Genomic DNA, 20,185 nt, shown 5'->3' on the forward strand with positions numbered 1-20,185 from the left:
CAACTCCTCCTCCTTCACCTGTGGCTCGAAGGCGAAACCGGCCGCGTCTATCGGTGGTCTCAACCCGGCCTCCACCCGGTAGTGAAAGCTCAGAGCCCGTTCCTCATCCAGAAGCTCCGCCTCGAGCTTGATGCGGACCGGGTCGCCGCTGCGACGCCTGCCGCTCCACAGGGTCGAGGCCATACCGCCTTCGCGGGCAATCTCGTGGGCAAGCCTGCCGCGCACCGAGGCCTGGACAAGCTGCAAGGCACGATAGAGATTGGACTTGCCGACACCGTTTTCACCGATGAACAGGTTGACACCCGCCATGTCCATTCGGATGGATTTCAGGGAACGATAATTGGCGGCGAACATGGAGCGAATCTGCATGACGCAGATTACCTGATCGTCTCGACAGGCGGAACCGGATTGCCGAACACCGCATCCCCATCCCGCGCCAGATCGAATACCGTGTGCCGCTCCAGGGCCCGTGTCACCTCCCCCGGATCGCCGTCGAGGGCATCGGGCGAAATGAGGTTGCCGATGGTGAAGTCGAACCGGTTGCCCTTCTTGTTCAGGAGCTCGTGAAAGACGGTCATGTCGCGCAGCTCGGTCGACCATTTGGCCAGCCAGTAGAACAGGCCGGAATTGCGCGCCGCCATGTGAACCGGAAGGATCGGCAGGTTGTACTTGCGGGCAAAGCTGACGGCCGATGTCTTCCACGGACGTTCGTTCAGCCGCCCCTCTGCCCAATAGGCAATGCGGCCGGAAGGAAACAGCACGGTCGCCTTACCGTCCGAGATCGCCCGGTTGGTCACCTGCAGCGTCTCGCGCGCCTTCAGCTTGCTCTTGTAGTCATCGCGCCATTCGACCGGGATGACCATCTCGACGAAACGCGGATTGACCCGGATGGCGTCACGATTGGCAAAGAACATCATGTCCGGGCGGCGGCTCTTCAGGAGATCGAAGACGGCAATCCCGTCGGCAATGCCGGTCGGATGATTGCTGACCATCAGGAAGCCACCGCTCCGGGGGATACGGTCACCATGGCGGACGCGGATATCGAGCGCCAATGTTTCGCTCAGATACTGGAAGGCCTGGAAACCCGGCAGGTTGGCAACACCATCGGCGAACTCGATCGCCTTGCGATAATTCAGAAGCGTGTAGAGAAACGGCCGCATGACCGGCCACAGCGGGTGCTTGACGATGCGCTGGCCGCGCTCGGCGATCAACGTATCGACTATATGCCCGGGCTGTCCTTGCGAGACCAGCGCGACCGTCTCTGCGAAATGCGTGAAACCGCCTGCCAAATCCCGTCTTGCCATGGTGTTATCCGCTGTGTTCGGCTGAGCTATCGCAGGTGAATATGATCCCACCATGACAAATTCCAAGGGCGTTAGGAAAAACATAACGGCCCGGCGCGCAAAGTCGGCCGATTACCTATCGCGGAGCAAGTGAGTGAACGAACTCCTGATCATTGGCCATCCCGAACTGATGGCCGAGCGCCAGAAATGGCTGGCGAGCCTCGACAACGAGCGTCGCCTGTCCAGCAAGACCGTCGAGGCCTATGAGCGGGATACGCGGCAGTTCCTGCACTTCCTCACCGGGCACCTCGCCGGTCCGGCAAAACTCAGCGACATCAGCGCGCTGCGGCCGGGCGACCTGCGCGGTTTTCTCGCCGCCCGCCGCCGCGATGGTGCCGGTGCGCGCACCCTTGGACGCGGCCTTGCCGGTCTTCGCTCTTTCCTGCGGCACCTGGAAAGGAAGGGTTTGGCCAACGCTGCCGGCGCCAGCGCCGTGCGTTCGCCGAAGCAGCCGAAATCCCTGCCGAAGCCACTGACCGCCGCGGATGCGCTGACGGTTGTGACCAATGACGCCCAACTGGCCGAGGAGCCCTGGATCGCCGCCCGCAATGCCGCCGTGTTGACGCTGCTCTACGGCTGCGGCCTGCGCATCTCGGAAGCGCTCGACCTGACGCCCGGAGATTTCGCCGGCACGCCGACCGCGCTGCGCATCCACGGCAAGGGCGGCAAGACCCGCGTCGTGCCGCTGATCACCGTGGCGGTGGACGCCGTCCGTGCCTATCAGACACTCTGCCCTTACCATCTCGGCGAAGACGGCCCGCTGTTTCGCGGCGCCAAGGGTGGCAAGCTGCAGGCAGCGATCATCCAGCGCGAGATGCAGAAGATGCGCGGCGCCCTCGGCCTTCCCGACACCGCGACCCCACATGCGCTGCGCCACTCCTTCGCCACCCATCTTCTCGCCGGCGGCGGCGATCTCAGGACCATCCAGGAACTGCTCGGCCATGCCAGCCTGTCGACCACCCAGGTCTATACCGGCGTCGATTCGGCCCGGCTGCTGGAAATCTACGACCGCGCCCATCCGCGCGCTTGAATTTCAGCCACGAACCACTGTTAACCATTTTCGTTAAGCCGGTCGTGAACCTTGCGCCGCTAGGGTTCTCGCAATCACCGAAATAGCGCGGACAGGACGGATCATGTTCCAGCAGTTTACAAAACCGGCGCGTGAGATCGCGGAGCGACTGGGCGACAACATCCTTGCCCTGATCGCCACCCTGCATGTGCTGTTTGCCGTCAGCCTGATCGCGACGCTGCTGTCGATCTCGCCGGCCCATGCGGCGAGCGATGGTTCCTGTGGCGGTAAGGATCTGATTGCGGAAATGCAGACCTCCGATCCCGTGCGCTATGCCGGATTGCAGAAGGAGGCGGCTGCCATTCCGAACGGCAAGGGCACGTTCTGGAAGATCGAGAAAGCCGGCGTCCCGACGTCCTACCTGCTCGGCACCATGCATGTGACCGATCCGCGTGTTCTGGCCATGCCGAAGGGCGCAGCGGCGGCCTATGAGACTTCGAAAACCGTCATCGTTGAATCCGACGAAGTGGTCGACGACCGCAAGGCGGCGGCGACCATGATGATGCAGCCGCAACTGATGATGCTGACCGATGGCAAGTCGATCAAGGATTTCCTCAAGCCCGAGGAAGAGCAGAAGCTCGCCGAAGGCCTGAAGGAGCGCGGCATTCCGCTGGCCGCCGTCTCCAGGATGAAACCCTGGATGATCTCCAGCTTCGTTGCCCTGCCCGCTTGCGAGATGAGCCGCAAGGCCGCCGGCGCCTCTTTCCTCGACAAGAAACTGGCCGAGGACGCCATCAAGCAGGGCAAGACCCTGAAGGGTCTGGAAACCATGGTCGAGCAGTTGCAGGCGATGGATTCGCTGCCGATCCAGTTCCACCTGCAGGCCCTGATCGAAACGCTCGAACTCGGCGATATCGTGGCCGACGTCATGAAAACGACCACCGACCTCTATCTCGCCCAGGAGATCGGCATGATCATGCCATTGATGAAATCGGTTTCCGAGGAAAAGTCCCAGAGCGCCGATGATGGCTATGCGGATTTCGAGCAGCGCATCGTCACCGATCGCAACAGGACGATGGCGACCCGCGCCAGGCCGATCCTGGACCAGGGCGCCGTCTTCATGGCCGTCGGCGCGCTGCACCTGCCGGGCAAGGACGGGCTGATCGAACTCCTGCGCAAGGACGGGTTTACGATCACCGCAGTGAACTGAATACGGCCAATCCGCCCCGCGCGGTGACCGCCGTGGTTTTGAATCTCTGCATCATTCGGACGGGGGCACTGGAAATCGCCTCTAACGAATGAAATATGACTGACGCCTTCCAGCGCCCCGTTTGGCGTTCTCTCGGGAGCTTTCCTCCCTACAGACCCCGACTTCGAACCCTCTGCCTCGGGATGATTGCGTTCCGTCGTTCTCCGGGACCGGCATTCAGCAACACAGCCCGGTACGTCACGCATCTTCTCCCGACATGTGCATCACACAGATGCGCCCACCCCATAAGGACGGAGGGGGTCCATGTTCCGGGGGCTCTCCTTCCGTTCCGCCTGACGTTCGCGGTCTTCCCATCGAAGACCCCGAGACTTTCCGTGGAGCGCCAGCCCTGCCTCGCCGCAAACGTCTTGCGGTGTATCCGCGGCAGGACGGGATGATCATGGCACGGGATCGGAGGGGCGGGGATGGACGGGGATGAGATTTGTGGAATTCGCGGTAGTGAACCGGGCATGTGGTTGTAGCCTTCGGCCCCTCATCCGACGCTCTGCGCCACCTTCTTCCGATGGAGAAAAGAGGAGCGGCCACTCCAAGCCCAAAAAACTTACCCTCACCATCTGGACCTCAAGACATGGCGATGTAGCATCCGGGCAAGTTGGATTACATTCAGGGGAAACACGATGCTGCTGAGAATGGAAGCGAAGCTTGCCGGCGCCTGCACGCCGGTTTTTACCAGCCATCCCGCCCGCTGGGCCGGGCTTCTGGCATTGTGTTCTCCGCATATCATCACCGGCGTGAACCGGCTTCTGGATTTCAGTGCGGCTGCCCGGGAAATGGAAGGATACGGATTGTTGCCGGGGCGGCCGATCGCCGCCGTGGTGATCCTTTTGCAACTGAGTGCGGCGGCGATGATCGTCAGCGGGTTTTGCCGCTGGATCGGCTCACTTTCGCTCTGCGCCTTCACGGTCCTGGCGACCTTCATTGCCTTTCGTTTCTGGGAAATGCCCATGGGAGCCGAGCGATTTACGGCAATGAACGTATTTTTCGAGCATATGGGGCTGGCCGGCGGTTTCCTGCTGGTGGCTTGGTACGACCTGCACAAATGGCGACGTGGCGGGCGCGACTGGAGCTGATCCATAAATAAGTATGACTTTTCCAAGGATGAGCTTTCGGCGTATTGCGGCTGACATGGACGACAGGCATTGTGCACTCGCTTTTCATCCCGCTCTCGAAAAGGAACCCGCAGATGAGCACGATCACCACCAAGGACGGAACGGACATTTTCTACAAGGACTGGGGTTCGCGCGATGCGCAACCGATCGTCTTTCATCACGGCTGGCCGCTGAGCGCCGACGACTGGGACGCCCAGATGCTCTATTTCCTGTCGCAAGGTTACCGCGTCATCGCCCATGACCGCCGTGGCCACGGCCGGTCCAGCCAGACATCGGGCGGCCATGAAATGGATAGCTATGCCGCCGACGTGGCGGAACTGACTGATGCGCTCGACCTCAGGAATGCCTTCCATGTCGGCCATTCGACGGGCGGTGGCGAAGTTGTTCATTACGTCGCCCGCGCCAAGCCCGGTCGCGTCGGCAAGGCCGTCATCGTCGGCGCCGTGCCGCCGGTCATGGTGAAATCCCCCACCAACCCCGGCGGCCTGCCGATCGACGTGTTCGACGGACTTCGCAAGGCGCTGGTCGCCAACCGCGCCCAGTTCTTCATCGACGTGCCGACCGGCCCCTTCTTCGGCTTCAACCGCCCCGGCGCCGAAATTTCGCAAGGGCTGATCGACAACTGGTGGCGACAGGGCATGATGGGCGGTGCGAACGCCCATTACGAATGCATCAAGGCGTTCTCCGAGACCGATTTCACCGAGGATTTGAAGGCGATCGACGTTCCCGTTCTCGTCATGCACGGCACCGACGACCAGATCGTGCCTTACGAGGATTCGGCCGTGCTGGCGGTGAAGCTTTTGAAGAACGGTACGTTGAAGAGCTACGACGGCCTGCCCCATGGCATGCTCTCGACGCACCCGGATATTCTGAACCCGGACATGCTGGCGTTTTTCAAGGGGTAACGGGAGCGCTGTTTTGCCCCTCACCCAACCCTCTCCCCGCATGCGGGGGGAGGGGGACGACGGGCTTGCCGCTTGTCCCTTCTCTCCCCATCGTGATCGAGAAAAGGTGGCCGAAAAGCCGGCCGCAGGGACAGCCGGGTGTGTTCGTGGAGGAAGTCAGCAGAAAGCTTAGTCGCAGATGCGGACCTTCTTGATGACCAGATTGCCGTAATAGTCGTAGGCGCGGACCTTCTTGATGTAGCAGGTGGGCCCGCAGTCGTCGGAGCCGGCCTGCGAGGGAGCGACGAAGGAAACGGTGGCGATGAGGGCGGCGGCCGTGGTCAGGATGAAGCTGCGCATGTGGTCTCTCCTTGATGTCTCTTGGGAATGCCCCTTGGGAATGCCCCGCTGGATGAGCCTCCCTCCCTCTTATGACCCGACTATCCCCCGAGACCGCGCTGCGCGCTGTTTCGGATGGAACAGGAAGGTCTGAAGTTCAAAATCCCCCCATTTTCCCGTGAAGGAACCATGTCCGGCGTTGCGGCAAGCGATACCGTCGCGGTCAGGCCGATGATTGGCTCACACGTACAATTCTTTCCGCAACCGCATTTTCCTTGAACGGAAGTTGCGCTAAGAACGCGCCAACAATTCCCCGTCCTTCGATGAGACAACCACCTTCGACTTAAAAGGAATGCCCCATGACAGTGCGCAATCTTTTCCTCCTGCCCGGCGACGGCATCGGCCCGGAAGCCATGGCGGAAGTCCGCAAAATCATCGCCTACATGAACGCCGAGATGGCGGGCGGGTTCACGACGGACGAGGGCCTTGTCGGCGGTTCGGCCTATGACGCGCATGGCGCGGCGATTTCCGACGCCGACATGGCGAAAGCGATGGCCGCGGATGCGGTGCTGTTCGGCGCCGTCGGCGGCCCGAAATGGGATGATGTGGCCTATGAAGTCCGCCCGGAAGCGGGCCTGCTGCGGCTGCGCAAGGATATGGAGCTGTTTGCCAACCTGCGCCCGGCGATCTGCTATCCGGCGCTCTCCGACGCATCCTCGCTTAAAGCCGAACTGGTCGAAGGCCTCGACATCCTGATCGTACGCGAACTGACCGGCGGCGTCTATTTCGGCTCGCCGAAGGAAATCATCGATCTCGGCAACGGCCAGAAGCGCGGCATCGACACGCAGGTCTATGACACCTACGAGATCGAGCGCATCGCCGGCGTTGCCCTCGAACTGGCGCGCACCCGCGGCAACCGGGTCTGCTCGATGGAAAAGCGCAATGTGATGAAATCCGGCGTGCTCTGGAACCAGGTGGTGACGGCGACGCACAAGGCGAAATATTCCGACGTCGCACTCGACCACATGCTGGCCGATGCCGGCGGCATGCAGCTCGTGCGTGCGCCAAAACAGTTCGACGTCATCGTCACCGACAACCTGTTCGGCGACATGCTATCCGACGTCGCCGCGATGCTGACCGGTTCGCTCGGCATGCTGCCGTCGGCCTCGCTCGGTGCGCCCGATGCCAAGACCGGCAAGCGCAAGGCGCTCTACGAGCCGGTGCATGGCTCGGCCCCCGACATTGCCGGCAGGGGCATCGCCAACCCGATCGCCATGATCGCCTCCTTCGCCATGTGCCTGCGTTACTCTTTCAATCTCGTGAAGGAAGCCGATACGCTGGAAAAGGCGATCGCCAACGTTCTCGACAAGGGCATCCGCACCGGCGACATCATGGCCGAGGGAGCCCGCCAGGTCGGCACGACCGAAATGGGCGACGCGATCCTCGCTGAGTTCAAGGCTCTTTCGGCCTGAGGTTGACGCGGTCGGTTAAACCCCTTCCCACGAGGGCAGGGGTTTAACCGAGGCATCCGGCCAAGTGCGTCGGGTGCCGTTTTTGTTTGGTGGGGTTGAATAAACGCGGCAAGCTCACACCTGATTTCCATGTACGGTCCTTTCCACTTCCGTCATTCCTGTCCTCGTCACAGGAATCCAGCCATGCACTTCCGTCGCATGGAAGAGTCCTCGCTCACCGACGTGAGCGAACTGGGTCCCCGCCACAAGGACGAGGATGACCGGGAACTGGGTATGCCGAACATGCAGAGAATTCAGTCCGAAAAGATCGCGCCATGAACCGCCCCCTATCCTCTTCCCTCTGGCTGCTCGTCGCAACCGCGCTCCTCGTGGCGGCGCTGCTGCCGTTCGACGGGACGATTTCGCAATGGGCGCAGGGATTGCCGGGCGGGGTCGTGACCTTCAACGAGAGAATCACCGATTTCGGCACATTCGCCTGGATGATCTACGGATCCGGCTCGATCGTCATCATCGCCTATATTCTCAACCAGGTGGGGCGGACCGCCACCTTCTCGTCGAAGACCAGGACTGCGTGGCGGCTTGGGCTCTACTTTCTCTTGACGATCGGCAGCGCCAGCATCGTCGTGCATCTGGCTAAGCTGGTGATCGGCCGGGCGCGGCCGGAACTGTTTTCCGAATACGGGTCCCGCAGCATTTCCTTCCTGTCCGGCCACGACTGGGTCTTCCAGAGTTTTCCCTCAGGCCATTCGGCGGCGGTCGGCGCCTTCTTCGGCGCTTTCTCGATGCTGGCGCCGCGCCTGCGTTTCCTGTTCGCGCTGGGCGCGCTTTCGATCGGCATCAGCCGTGTCGTGGTCGGCGCCCATTATCCGAGCGACGTGGCGGCGGGGCTGCTCGTCGGGCTTTGGACAGCGCTGATGGCGGCCTTCCTGTTTGCCCGAAAGAACTGGTTGTTCCGGCTGGACGACAAGGCGTGGCCACGGCCGAAGAGCAATATCGATGCAAGCCAGCTCTGAACCCGGTCCATGAAACGAAAGAACCCGGCGCAGGGGCTGCGCCGGGTTCATCATCCTTGGCTCAGGACAGGGGAATCAGTCCATCGTGTGAATGTCGCGGTCCTTTGTTTCCGGCAGGAACAAGAGGCCGATCACCAGCGTGATGCCGGCAAACACGATCGGGTACCAGAGGCCATAATAGATATCGCCCCTGGCCGCACTCATGGCGAAGGCCGTTGCCGGCAAGAGGCCGCCGAACCAGCCGTTGCCGATATGATAGGGCAGGGACATGCCGGTATAGCGGATGCGGGTCGGGAAAAGCTCGACCAGAAGCGCCGCGATCGGGCCGTAGACCATTGTCACGTAGATGACCAGCACAGTCAGGATCGCGATGATGACGACCCAGTTGACCCGGGCCGGATCGGCGACCATGGCAAAGGCGCCGCCCTTGTCGATCGTGTAGACCGGCATGTCGGTCACGCCGGCAGCTTCTTCCGCGGTCAAAAGCTTGGCCGCAACCAGCTGTTCGCCCGTCATCGTTGCCTTTTCGCCGCCACGGACGGCCGCGACATCGAGCGCCAGCTCGGGATTGGCGGCCACGAAGCCGTCAAGTTTGGCTTCCGAAACCTTGGCGGCGCCGCGGACGAGCGGATAACCGCTGTCGTGCAGTGCGATATTGACCTGCTTTTCGAAGGCGCTGCCCATGGCCTTGGCTTGGTCGCCGGCAGCAACCGCGTCATAGCTGGTGACCGTTTCTTCGCCGATCTTGACTGTCGCAGGCGTGCCGGCCGGGCCGGGAACGACGTCATAGGGCACCGAATTGCGGGTCAGGAACGAGGTCGCGATATCGCAGGATGTCGTGAACTTCGCCGTGCCGGTCGGGTTGAACTGGAACTTACAGTCGGCCGGATCGGCGGTAACGGTGGCCCGCACCGTGGACTGTGCTTCGGCCAGCGCCGGATTACCCGCCCAGGTCAGCGCCTTGAACAGCGGGAAATAGGTGAGCATGGCGAGTGCCAGGCCTGCCATGATGACCGGCTTGCGGCCGATCTTGTCGGACAGCCAGCCGAAAAAGAGGAAGAAGCCGGTGCCGATCAGAAGCGAGGCAGCCACCATGATATTGACCGACTGCCCGTCGATTTTGAGGATGTTTTGCAGGAAGAACAGTGCATAGAATTGCCCGCAATACCAGACGACGGCCTGGCCGACGACGGCGCCGAACAAGGCGAGAAGCGCGATCTTGGCATTTTTCCACTGGCCGAAGGCTTCGGTCAGTGGCGCCTTCGAGCCCTTGCCCTCTTCTTTCATCTTCTTGAAGGCCGGCGATTCGTTCATCTTCATGCGAATCCAGACAGAAACACCAAGCAGGATGAAGGAAAGCAGGAACGGCACGCGCCAGCCCCAGGCGGCGAAGGCATCCTTGCCGACCGCGAACTGGACGAGAAGAATGACCACCAGCGACAAGAACAGGCCGAGCGTTGCCGTCGTCTGGATCCACGAAGTGAAATAACCGCGTTTGCCCTGTGGCGCATGTTCGGCGACATAGGTCGCGGCGCCGCCATACTCGCCACCGAGCGCCAGGCCCTGCAACATGCGCAGCGCGATCAGAAGGATGGGCGCGGCGATACCGATCGAGGCGGCGCCCGGCAGGATGCCGACGAGAAAGGTCGACAGACCCATGATGACGATGGTGACGAGAAAAGTATATTTGCGTCCGACGAGATCGCCGAGACGGCCGAACACCAGGGCGCCGAACGGCCGCACGAGGAAGCCTGCTGCAAAAGCGAGCAGCGCGAAAATGTTACGCGTGGTTTCAGGATATTGCGAGAAGAAGGTCGCGCCGATATAGACGGCCAGCGAACCATAGAGATAGAAATCGTACCACTCGAAAACGGTGCCGAGCGAAGAGGCGAAGATCACCTTCTTCTGCTCCGCGGTCATGGGGCCGGATTTTATAGCCCCCACAGCTGCGACATTTGCCATTTCGTTTGTCCTCCACTCAAAAACGGCTTGTGCGCACCCTCTTTCTGCCTCCGAACCCTCCCTGATTCCGAAGCGGAATGCGCCAGGGAACAAAATGACAGAAAAGCGTTGCGCATATAAGCGCTGCTTTGGGATTATGACTTTAGTCGATGCGACGGCATGCGCAGACAGGTCGTTCTCGCATCGGCAAGCAATCCTGTTCAACTTCTTGTTGACTCCACGCCGAAAGCGCGTATGAGCAACAGCGGAAAAGGAACCGCTCCATGCACCGTTTTGGTTTTGCCATCGCTGCACTGATTGCCCCGGCATTCTCTGCCGGGCGGGTTCGCTCTTTCCCGATTTTTTCCAAAACAACGGCCAAAACGACGACGAAAACCGTCTGACGTCTCTGGCCACCGCTCTCTCCCCGGCACGGCCGGGGACCTGAAGCTTGGCATCTTGGCCGACCAGCTTCTCATCCCAGCCCCGCGGAGAGACAGAAAGAGAGCAAGACAATGGGTTTCAAGATTGCCATCGCCGGCGCGACCGGAAATGTCGGCCGCGAAATGCTGAACATCCTTTCCGAACGCGGCTTCCCGGCCGACGAGGTGGTGGCGCTCGCCTCGGCGCGCAGCCAGGGCACGGAAGTCTCCTTTGGCGACAAGACGCTGAAGGTGAAGAACCTCGAAAACTACGATTTTTCCGACACCGACATCTGCCTGATGTCGGCCGGCGGCGCCGTGTCGCTGAAATGGTCGCCGAAGATCGGCGCGCAGGGCTGCGTCGTCATCGACAATTCCTCGGCCTGGCGCTACGATCAGGACGTGCCGCTGGTGGTTCCGGAAGTGAACCCCGACGCCATCACCCAATTCACCAAGCGCAACATCATCGCCAATCCGAATTGCTCGACAGCCCAACTCGTCGTTGCGCTGAAGCCGCTGCATGACTTCGCCAGGATCAAGCGCGTCGTCGTCTCCACCTATCAATCGGTTTCCGGCGCCGGCAAGGACGGGATGGACGAATTGTTCAACCAGACCCGCGCCGTCTTCGTTGCCGATCCGATGGAGAGCAAGAAATTCACCAAGCGCATAGCCTTCAACGTCATCCCGCATATCGATGCGTTCATGGAAGACGGCTATACGAAGGAAGAATGGAAGGTGATGGCCGAAACCAAGAAGATCCTCGATCCGAAGATCAAGCTGACCTGCACGGCCGTGCGCGTTCCGGTCTTCATCGGTCATTCGGAAGCGATCAACATCGAATTTGAGAACGAAATCACCGCCGACCAGGCACGCGACATCCTGCGCGAAGCCCCAGGTTGCCTCGTCATCGACAAGCATGAGAATGGCGGCTACATCACGCCCTATGAAAGTGCCGGTGAGGACGCGACCTATATTTCACGTATTCGTGAAGACGCGACCGTCGAGAATGGTCTCAACATCTGGGTCGTCTCCGACAACCTGCGCAAGGGTGCTGCCCTCAACGCTATCCAGATTGCCGAACTTCTCGTCAATCGCGGTCTGATCAAGGCGAAGAAGAAGGCCGCCTGATCAGGAAGTTTTAACCAATTATACCGAACTCGATGATACCAACCCCAAGGGTTTTATCATCGAGGTTCGATTAAAAGCCTCGCATGATCCGTCAATGGATATGCGGGGCTTCTTTCATAAGAACGGTCTGCGACGATACTTCATTTCGGGAGGATTCACGTGAAACACCCCACCGGATGCTGTGAGATCATCGTGACAGAACCCGCAAAGACTGGCATTTTGCGGACACAATTTTGGATTCGGGCGATTACGGGGTTTTCCATGCACAAGCTGACGTGCGTACTGGCAGGTTTCACGGCAATGATTGCGGCGGCAATCCTGCCAACGGCGGCATCGGCCGCGCAATGCAGCAACACCTCGGCAGGCTTCGATGCCTGGGTGCAGGACTTCAAGGCTGAAGCAGCCGGCCGCGGCATCAGCCCCGCCGTGCTGAACAAGGCCTTCGCCAACGTCAACTACAACAAGGCGACGATCCGCGCCGACCGTGGGCAGAAGAGCTTCAAGCTGTCGCTCGACCAGTTCATGCAGAAACGTGGCGGCCAGACGATCATTTCGCGCGGCAAGAAGATGAAGGCGCAGAACGCTGCCCTGTTCAACTCGATCGAGAGCCGCTACGGCGTCCCCCCTGGCCCGATCATCGCCATCTGGGGAATGGAAACCGGCTTCGGCGGGTTCCTGGGCAAGGAACATACTCTGTCGGCCGTCGCGACGCTGGCCTTCGATTGCCGCCGCTCGGACTATTTCACCAACCAGCTCTATGCGGCGCTCACCCTCGTTCAGCGCGGCGACTTGAGCCCGAATGCACGGGGTGCGGCCCATGGCGAAATCGGCCAGACGCAATTCCTGCCGGCCAACGTCCTGAAATTCGGCGTCGATGGTGACGGCAACGGCCATATCGACATGGTCCGCTCCAAGGCCGACGCACTGTCCTCGACCGCCAACTTCCTGCGCGGCCACGGCTGGAGCGCGGGCGGCGGCTACCAGCCGGGTTCGGGCAATTTCGGTGCCATCCAGGGCTGGAACGCCGCCAGCGTCTACCAGCAGGCAATCGCCATCATCGGTCGGGAAATCGACGGCGGCTGAGATTGCCGCCTATCGGGATGAAACGATCCGCAGTTGGGAGAATCCGGCTGCGGATTTTTTGTGTCTGGAGGTATGCAAAGGTTCGAGCAGGAGACTCTCGCTCCCGTAAGAAAGGGGCGGCGGCCGATGAAGGCGCGCAACCCAACACTCCGTCATCCTCGGGCTCGACCCGAGGATCCATCAGCGTATCGGCTGGTGACGGGATTTTGGAAATCGCGCCTGCGAGCAAGGTGCGATACCGGCAGATCCTCGGGTCGAGCCCGAGGATGACGAAGTGTTGGGAGATTCGAGGCCACAAGCCTCGAGACCCAAAAATCACATGCCCGGACGGCCGAAGTCCCCGGTCTTGGCGTCCATGACCCAGAGTTCGCCGGTGGAAATGTCGAACCAGGCGCCGTGCAGTTGCAGCTTGCCACGCTGCTCGAGGATCTGGACGCAAGGAAAGGTACGCAGATTGGCAAGCGAGTTGCGGATGGAGACGCGCTCGAGCGCCCGCTGGCGTTCACCCGCAGTCATGATCTCGTTGCTCTGGATCTGTTCGGCGGCAGGCTTCAGGAGGTGCATCCAGCGACCGATGAAATCGCCCGGAGACAGAGGCTCGGCATTGATATCGAGCGCTGCCTTGATGCCGCCACAGCGGCCGTGGCCCATCACGACGATATCGCTGACCTTCAGCACCTGAACCGCGAATTCGAGGGCAGCCGAGGTGGAGTGATAATGACCATCCGGCTCATAGGGCGGCATCAAGTTGGCGACGTTGCGGACGACGAACAGTTCGCCAGGACCGCTGTCGAAAATGGTTTCCGGCGCGGCGCGGCTGTCACAACAGGCAATGACGAGGGCTTTGGGCTGCTGTCCGGTTTCGGCCAAGGCCTTGTAACGCTGCTGTTGCTCGTTGAAGCGGCCGCTCATGAAGTTGTTGTAGCCGTTCAGCAATTGTTTTGGAAAACGCTGCATGGTGCTCGATCACTCCGACTTATATATAAGACAGTTACGATGTACATCGCATGCCTGCGGTCCGGGGAATACCGTTTGTGCGCCGCACACAGCAAATTTCAGGCAAACGGGGTCAAATTTCCGGCAAACGAAGTCGCCGGTAATGCCCGCAAGATTTATGTCGCTCCTTCAGGATCGATCCGGTTTATTCGTCAGGGCAGGGGGTGGCAAGCGGAACCTGAGCCGCCAGGCATCAAGACCGGCGTTTCTGCCCCGGATGCATCAGCCGCCGCATCTGCACCATGGCCATCGGCGTCGACAGGCTGGCGGCGTCACGCTCCAGCGTCAGTTCGTCCTCGCCACGCTTTCGCGTGCGGGCGATGACCTCGAAGACGCTGGCGGTCGAAAGCTGCAGGGCACGCTCCTCGTTCATCCCTTCCAAGAGGCGCGCGACGAACAGGGCGGCGAGCAGGTCACCCGTGCCGTTCGGCGGATTGTCGATCAGCCTGTGTTCGGCAAGCAGGGCCGAGTTGCCTGAAAGATAGAGATTGCCGGTGCTGCCCTGCATCATCGGGATCGCCGAGGTGACGAGCATGCGGGCAGGGCCCAAGGACAGGGCCGCCTCCAGGATGGCCGCGTTGGTTTCCAGCGCCGCGCCGCACAGCCAGGACAGCTCGAACCGGTTGGGTGTGGCGAGCGAGGCCAGCGGCAGCAGCCTGTCGCGCATGGCGATCGCCGTCGCCTCCGGCACATAGAGCCCACCAACATCGCCCATGACCGGATCGCAGGCATAGAACAGGTCGGGATTTTTCTGTCTCAGGGCCTCAACCAACCGGGCGACGCCTTCCGCCTGATGCGGGCCGCCGAGATAGCCGGAGAGAACGGCGCGGATCTCGCCGATCCAGGGCGCGCGGATCAGGTCGTCGATCAGCCGGTTGAACTCGTCCTCGCCAATCGTCACCCGCGTCGAAGGACCGTGGCCAGGGTGCCAGGGAAGGATGACGGTGGGGAGCGCCCAGACGGGATAGCCCAAGGTCTCGAGCGCGAAAACCGCCGCCCGGTTGCCGACGGAGCCGCGAATCACATGACTGGAAATGACGATGACGGCACCGGTTGAGGTCTCGGACATTTCAGGAATTCCGTTGTTGCGACATCATCTGATCGCCCGACAGTCATGCCGCTGTCAACCGCGCCTGCCAAAAGGCAGAGGGGTGATGGAATTAGGGGTGGATAAGCAGGATCGAATAGACGCAATACAACCGATTTAATCCGCAAACCGGTCCGTTTTCGTCGAAATTTTCATGATTCCATTCCGAATTTGATCAATCCGGAGCAAAAACGGCTACAAAAACAATCGCCAACGGCCATTCTTCTGTTAGGTTCGGCCAAATGGTGATTGCGGGGAGAGACTGTCATGGGCACCAAATACAACCCGAAGAAAGACCGGCATTTCGGTGTGGTCGGTGAGGCCGGCAAGGCACTCGGATTGAAGATGCTGGCGCCGGAGATCCTGTTCCGCCGCGCCAGCCATGACGATCTCGACGCATACACGCCGGACATGCTGGCGCTGACCGCGGCCCATGCGCTGAAGGACGTCAGCCGTGGCGAAAACGGCGAACCCGTGGTCTCCGTCGCGACCGTCGACGGCGTCACGCCGAACGGAACCGAGGTCTCGATCCTGTCCGTCACCGACCGCAACATGCCGTTTCTCTACGACTCGATCATGGGCGAGGTGACCAGCACGCACCGCGACATTCATCTGGCCGTTCACCCCATCCTGGTGCTCGCGCCCGGCAAGCCGGCTAAGGTCTTCGTGCCCGAAGAGAAGAGTGATCCGGAGACGCGCTTCAGCCATATCCAGATCCACCTGTCGAAACTGACGGATAGTGAGGCCCAGGACCTGAAGGAACGGGTCGGAAACGTCCTGTCGCAGGTGCATCAGGCTGTCGGCGACTGGAAACAGATGACGGCGCTGCTCGACCAGGCGATGGGCGAGCTGGAAAACCACGCGCCAGCCAGGAAAAAGGGCGACCGTGACGAGGCGCTGGCCTTCTTGCGCTGGCTGCGCGCCAACAATTTCACTTTCCTCGGCATGCGCGAATACACCTATTCCGGCAAGGGCGAAAATGCCGTGGTGGAGCGCGGCGAGGGACGCGGGCTCGGCATCCTCTCCAATCCCGATGTGCGCGTGCTGCGCCAGGGCAAAGACGCGGTGCTGACCACGCCGGAAATCCTCGCCTTTCTCAATGGCCCCGATTTCCTGATTGTCACCAAGGCCAACGTGAAGTCGGTCGTTCATCGCCGCGCCTATATGGACTATATCGGCGTCAAGCGCTTCGACGCGAACGGCGATGTGACCGGCGAGCTGCGCATCGTCGGCCTGTTCACCTCGACCGCCTATACCCGCCAGGCAGCGGAAATTCCGCTGCTGAGGCACAAGATCGAGAAGATCGTCGATCATTTCGGTTACGACCCGCAGAGCCATTCCGGCAAGATGCTGGCAAACACGCTCGAATCCTATCCGCGCGACGATCTCTTCCAGATCGACATCGGACTGCTTGCGACCTTCTGCGAGCAGATCAACGAACTGGCCGACCGACCGCGCATCCGCGTTCTGCCGCGCATCGACCATTTCGATCGTTTCGTTTCCGTCATCGTCTACGTGCCGCGCGAGCAGTACGATTCCGACGTGCGCGAAAAGATCGGGCTCTATCTGAAGACGGTCTATGACGGCCGTGTCTCCGCCTATTATCCGGCTTTTCCGGAAGGTGGCCTGGCGCGCGTGCATTTCATCATCGGCCGCTCCGGCGGCAAGACGCCGCGCATGCCGCAAGCCAAGCTTGAAAATGCCGTGCGTGACATCGTCACCCGCTGGATCGACCGGTTCAACCTGCTGGCCCGCCACGACGACGTGACGATTTCCGTCAACGAGGCCTACCAGGCGGCGTTCACGCCGGCGGACGCCCATGCCGATCTCGCAGATATCGCCGCCTGCTCGCCGGGTGACCCGATCCGCATCGCCTTCTACCAGAAGCGCGGCAAGGGTCCGGAATCGATGGAACTGAAGATATTCCATGCCGGCGAGCCAGTCTCGCTCTCACATCGCGTTCCGCTGCTGGAAAATCTCGGCTTCCGCGTCATCAGCGAGCAGACGCATGACATCGGCGTTTCGAGCGCTGAGGGCGGCGACCGGCTGGTCGTGCTGCACGACATGGAGCTGATCTACCGCGACGGCCATGTGCTGAATCTCGACAAGACCGGCCCGATGCTGGAAGAGGCCTACCTCGCCGCCTGGAACGGGCTGATCGAGGATGACAGCTTCAACCGGCTGATCCTGCTTTCCGGATTGACCGCGCGCGAAGTGACGGTGCTGCGCGCCTATGCCCGCTACCTGCGACAGACCGGCATCACCTATTCGCAGGGCTATCTCGCCGACACGCTGAACAAATATCCGGCGATCGCCTCTGATATCTTCAAGCTGTTCGTCACCCGGATGGACCCGACGCTGGAAGACAAGCCGCGCGCCAAACGGGTGGCCGCCCTGCAGGCGGGGATCGAACAGGCGCTGAACAATGTGCCGAGCCTCGACGAGGACCAGATCCTGCGACGCTACGTCAATGCCGTCACCGCCACGCTGCGCACCAACTATTTCCAGCGCGACACGGACGGCAACCCGAAGCCGATGCTGGCCTTCAAGCTCGATCCGAAGATCCTCGATGGCCTGCCGGAACCGCGGCCTTTCCGTGAAATCTTCGTCTACGGCACCGAGGTCGAGGGCGTGCACCTGCGCTTCGGCAAGGTGGCGCGTGGCGGACTGCGCTGGTCGGATCGCGCCCAGGACTACCGCACGGAAGTGCTTGGCCTCGTCAAGGCGCAGCAGGTCAAGAATGCCGTCATCGTGCCGGTCGGTGCCAAAGGCGGCTTCTATCCGAAGCAATTGCCGCTAGGCGGCACGCGCGACGAGATCTTCAGGACCGGCACCGAAGCCTACAAGACCTATATCCGCACGATGCTTTCCATCACCGACAATATCGTCGGGCAGGATATCGTGCCGCCAGCAGACACGCTGCGGCTCGATGGCGACGACCCCTATTTCGTTGTTGCCGCCGACAAGGGCACGGCGACTTTCTCCGACACGGCCAACGGCCTGGCGCAGGAAGCCGGCTTCTGGCTCGATGACGCTTTTGCCTCGGGCGGTTCGGCCGGTTACGACCACAAGAAGATGGGCATCACCGCGCGGGGTGCCTGGGAAACCGTCAAGCGGCATTTCCGCGAGATGGATATCGACATCCAGACGACGCCTTTCACTGTTGCCGGTGTCGGCGACATGTCGGGCGATGTTTTCGGCAACGGCATGTTGCTGTCGGAGAAGATCCGCCTGCTGGCCGCCTTCGACCACCGCGACATCTTCATCGATCCTGATCCGGATATCGAAAAATCCTTCGCTGAGCGCAAGCGCATGTTCAACCTGCCACGCTCCAGCTGGCAGGATTATGACCGGGCAGCCCTGTCAAAGGGTGGAATGATCATTCCGCGCACGGAAAAATCCGTGACGCTGACGCCGCAGGCGATGGCGGCGATCGGCATCGACAAGAGCCAGGCAACGCCGTTCGAAATCATGACGGCAATCCTGAAAAGCCCGGTCGACCTGCTCTGGTTCGGCGGCATCGGCACCTATGTGCGCGGACCAAGCGAGACGGACGCGGATGTCGGCGACCGCGCCAACGATCCGATCCGCATCACCGCGGACGAAGTGGGCGCCAAGGTCATCGGCGAGGGCGCCAATCTCGGCGTCACGCAGCGCGGCCGTATCGGCTTCGGTCTCAAGGGCGGCCGCTGCAACTCCGACGCCATCGACAACTCGGCCGGGGTCAACTCCTCCGACTTCGAGGTCAATATCAAGATCGCGCTCGCCTCGGCCATGCGCGACGATCGCCTGACGCGGGCCAAGCGCAACACGCTGCTGGCATCGATGACCGATGAAGTGGCCGCACTCGTGCTGCGCAACAACTACGAACAATCGTTGTCGATCTCGCTGACGGAAATGCTCGGTGCCGGCAACCGGACAGGCCTTGCCCGGCTCATGACCCGGCTGGAATCGGACGGACACCTTAACCGCAAGGTGGAGGTGCTGCCGAACGACCAGGCGCTTTCCGAACGCTACCAGAACGGCAAGGCGCTGACGCGACCGGAAATCGGCGTGCTTCTGTCCTATGCCAAGATCGTGCTGTTCGACGAGATCGTGGCGAGCGAACTGCCGGATGATCCCTATCTGCTCACCACGCTGCGGGATTATTTCCCGGCGAAGATGCACAAGGCGCATGCCGGCGACATCAACGAGCACCGGTTGCGCCGCGAGATCATCGCAACGGTTCTTGCCAACGACGTCATCAACCGGGGCGGACCGCCCTTCGTCAGCACGCTGATCGACCAGACCGGCTTCATGCCCGCCAATGTGGTGAAGGCCGCCATCCTGACCCGCGACGGCTACGACCTGAAACGCATCAACAGCGAGATCGACGCGCTCGACAATGTCATCAGCGGCGTGGTCCAGAACGAACTCTACCTCGAAGTGGCGCATATCTTCTCGATCGTGACGGAGCGCACGCTGCGGACGAGGGCGATGCAGGCGCCGCTCGGCGAAGCGATCCAGGAGTTGCGGGACGCCCTGCAGAAGCTGAAATCGACGCTGAAGAGCGCCATTCCCGAAGATGCCACGGTGGAAGTCAGCCAGCGGGCTGCCTATTTCGCCGAACGTGGCGTGCCTGCCGCCCTGGCCGACGAGATCGCCTCACTTGCGGTCATGACCTTCGTGCCGGAAATCATCCAGATTTCCGCCGATACCGGCGTGACGCTTGCCCGCACGGCGCAGAGCTATTTCGGCGTGACGCAGAACCTGCGGATCGCCAAGCTTTTGGCCGCGGCGGAGCGGGTTTCGGCCACCGAACAGTACGAGGCCATGGCCCTGTCGCGCAGCATCAACGACATCGCCACGGCGCGCAAGGACATCACCATTGCCGTGCTGACCGACAAGAAGGACGAGCGCAATCCTGTCGGCGCCTGGCAGGATGGCGACCGGATCCGCATCTCCCGCGTCACCGGCCAGCTGACGCAATTGACCGAAAAGGGGGAAACGACGCTGGCGAAGATCACCGTCGCGGCCGGCCTGCTCAGCGATCTTGCACAGAACCGGACGAGGTGACACTGTCGGCGCCGGGATGGGGTGGCAGCGGAGA

The 20,185-nt window shown here is 61.4% G+C and carries 16 protein-coding genes; 10 read left to right on the forward strand and 6 right to left on the reverse strand.

Annotated elements, in window-relative coordinates:
• Both VL202_RS09310 and VL202_RS09315 read right to left on the reverse strand, forming a co-directional pair.
• Nucleotides 1–369: AAA family ATPase (locus VL202_RS09310; RefSeq protein ID WP_325463845.1), on the reverse strand; the 369-nt coding region annotated here is incomplete at its 3' end.
• 8 nt (nucleotides 370–377) lie between these two features.
• Nucleotides 378–1,304 (reverse strand): GNAT family N-acetyltransferase, encoded by a 927-nt coding sequence (locus VL202_RS09315; RefSeq protein WP_325463846.1) that lies wholly within the window; start codon nucleotides 1,302–1,304, stop codon nucleotides 378–380.
• Nucleotides 1,305–1,473: 169 nt separating this feature from the next.
• On the opposite strand from VL202_RS09315, the gene VL202_RS09320 reads away from it, so the two are divergent.
• From VL202_RS09320 to VL202_RS09335, 4 genes are all read left to right on the forward strand, one after another.
• Nucleotides 1,474–2,373, forward strand: a complete 900-nt coding sequence (locus tag VL202_RS09320) for a tyrosine recombinase XerC (protein ID WP_325463877.1) — start codon at nucleotides 1,474–1,476, stop codon at nucleotides 2,371–2,373.
• 103 nt (nucleotides 2,374–2,476) lie between these two features.
• Nucleotides 2,477–3,562, forward strand: coding sequence for a TraB/GumN family protein (locus VL202_RS09325; RefSeq protein WP_325463847.1), 1,086 nt, complete (start codon nucleotides 2,477–2,479; stop codon nucleotides 3,560–3,562).
• Nucleotides 3,563–4,239: 677 nt separating this feature from the next.
• Nucleotides 4,240–4,692 carry a DoxX family protein gene (locus VL202_RS09330; RefSeq protein WP_325463848.1) on the forward strand — a complete coding sequence of 151 codons (453 nt, stop codon included), beginning with the start codon at nucleotides 4,240–4,242 and terminating at the stop codon, nucleotides 4,690–4,692.
• A gap of 113 nt (nucleotides 4,693–4,805) precedes the next feature.
• On the forward strand, nucleotides 4,806–5,636 hold the full coding sequence (locus VL202_RS09335) for an alpha/beta hydrolase (protein ID WP_325463849.1): 831 nt from the start codon (nucleotides 4,806–4,808) through the stop codon (nucleotides 5,634–5,636).
• Between the two features lie 168 nt (nucleotides 5,637–5,804).
• On the opposite strand, the gene VL202_RS09340 is transcribed toward VL202_RS09335, so the two are convergent.
• On the reverse strand, nucleotides 5,805–5,975 hold the full coding sequence (locus VL202_RS09340; RefSeq protein ID WP_325463850.1) for a hypothetical protein: 171 nt from the start codon (nucleotides 5,973–5,975) through the stop codon (nucleotides 5,805–5,807).
• Nucleotides 5,976–6,313: 338 nt separating this feature from the next.
• Here VL202_RS09340 and leuB point away from each other — a divergent pair, with 338 nt between their 5' ends.
• From leuB to VL202_RS09355, 3 genes are all read left to right on the forward strand, one after another.
• Nucleotides 6,314–7,426 (forward strand): 3-isopropylmalate dehydrogenase, encoded by a 1,113-nt coding sequence (leuB, locus tag VL202_RS09345; protein ID WP_325463851.1) that lies wholly within the window; start codon nucleotides 6,314–6,316, stop codon nucleotides 7,424–7,426.
• Between the two features lie 183 nt (nucleotides 7,427–7,609).
• On the forward strand, nucleotides 7,610–7,744 hold the full coding sequence (locus tag VL202_RS09350) for a hypothetical protein (protein WP_325463852.1): 135 nt from the start codon (nucleotides 7,610–7,612) through the stop codon (nucleotides 7,742–7,744).
• On the forward strand, nucleotides 7,741–8,439 hold the full coding sequence (locus VL202_RS09355; RefSeq protein WP_325463853.1) for a phosphatase PAP2 family protein: 699 nt from the start codon (nucleotides 7,741–7,743) through the stop codon (nucleotides 8,437–8,439). The genes VL202_RS09350 and VL202_RS09355 overlap by 4 nt, the downstream gene beginning before the upstream one ends.
• A 75-nt stretch (nucleotides 8,440–8,514) precedes the next feature.
• On the opposite strand, the gene VL202_RS09360 is transcribed toward VL202_RS09355, so the two are convergent.
• On the reverse strand, nucleotides 8,515–10,401 hold the full coding sequence (locus VL202_RS09360) for an MFS transporter (protein WP_325463854.1): 1,887 nt from the start codon (nucleotides 10,399–10,401) through the stop codon (nucleotides 8,515–8,517).
• 494 nt (nucleotides 10,402–10,895) lie between these two features.
• Here VL202_RS09360 and VL202_RS09365 point away from each other — a divergent pair, with 494 nt between their 5' ends.
• The gene (locus VL202_RS09365; protein WP_325463855.1) at nucleotides 10,896–11,930 is read left to right on the forward strand and encodes an aspartate-semialdehyde dehydrogenase; all 1,035 of its coding nucleotides are present in this window, start codon (nucleotides 10,896–10,898) and stop codon (nucleotides 11,928–11,930) included.
• A gap of 261 nt (nucleotides 11,931–12,191) precedes the next feature.
• Complete coding sequence (locus tag VL202_RS09370; protein WP_325463856.1) at nucleotides 12,192–13,013, forward strand: lytic transglycosylase domain-containing protein; 822 nt, start codon at nucleotides 12,192–12,194, stop codon at nucleotides 13,011–13,013.
• A gap of 315 nt (nucleotides 13,014–13,328) precedes the next feature.
• On the opposite strand, the gene VL202_RS09375 is transcribed toward VL202_RS09370, so the two are convergent.
• Both VL202_RS09375 and pdxY read right to left on the reverse strand, forming a co-directional pair.
• The gene (locus tag VL202_RS09375) at nucleotides 13,329–13,970 is read right to left on the reverse strand and encodes a carbonic anhydrase (RefSeq protein WP_325463857.1); all 642 of its coding nucleotides are present in this window, start codon (nucleotides 13,968–13,970) and stop codon (nucleotides 13,329–13,331) included.
• 232 nt (nucleotides 13,971–14,202) lie between these two features.
• Entirely contained in the window at nucleotides 14,203–15,078 is an 876-nt protein-coding gene (gene pdxY / locus VL202_RS09380; RefSeq protein ID WP_325463858.1) for a pyridoxal kinase PdxY, read from the reverse strand.
• Between the two features lie 285 nt (nucleotides 15,079–15,363).
• Between pdxY and VL202_RS09385 the strand changes: the two genes are divergently transcribed.
• Complete coding sequence (locus VL202_RS09385; RefSeq protein ID WP_325463859.1) at nucleotides 15,364–20,151, forward strand: NAD-glutamate dehydrogenase; 4,788 nt, start codon at nucleotides 15,364–15,366, stop codon at nucleotides 20,149–20,151.
• Nucleotides 20,152–20,185 lie beyond the last annotated feature (34 nt).

Origin of the sequence: Pararhizobium sp., from assembly GCF_035497515.1 — a bacterium.
Lineage (GTDB): Bacteria > Pseudomonadota > Alphaproteobacteria > Rhizobiales > Rhizobiaceae > Pararhizobium.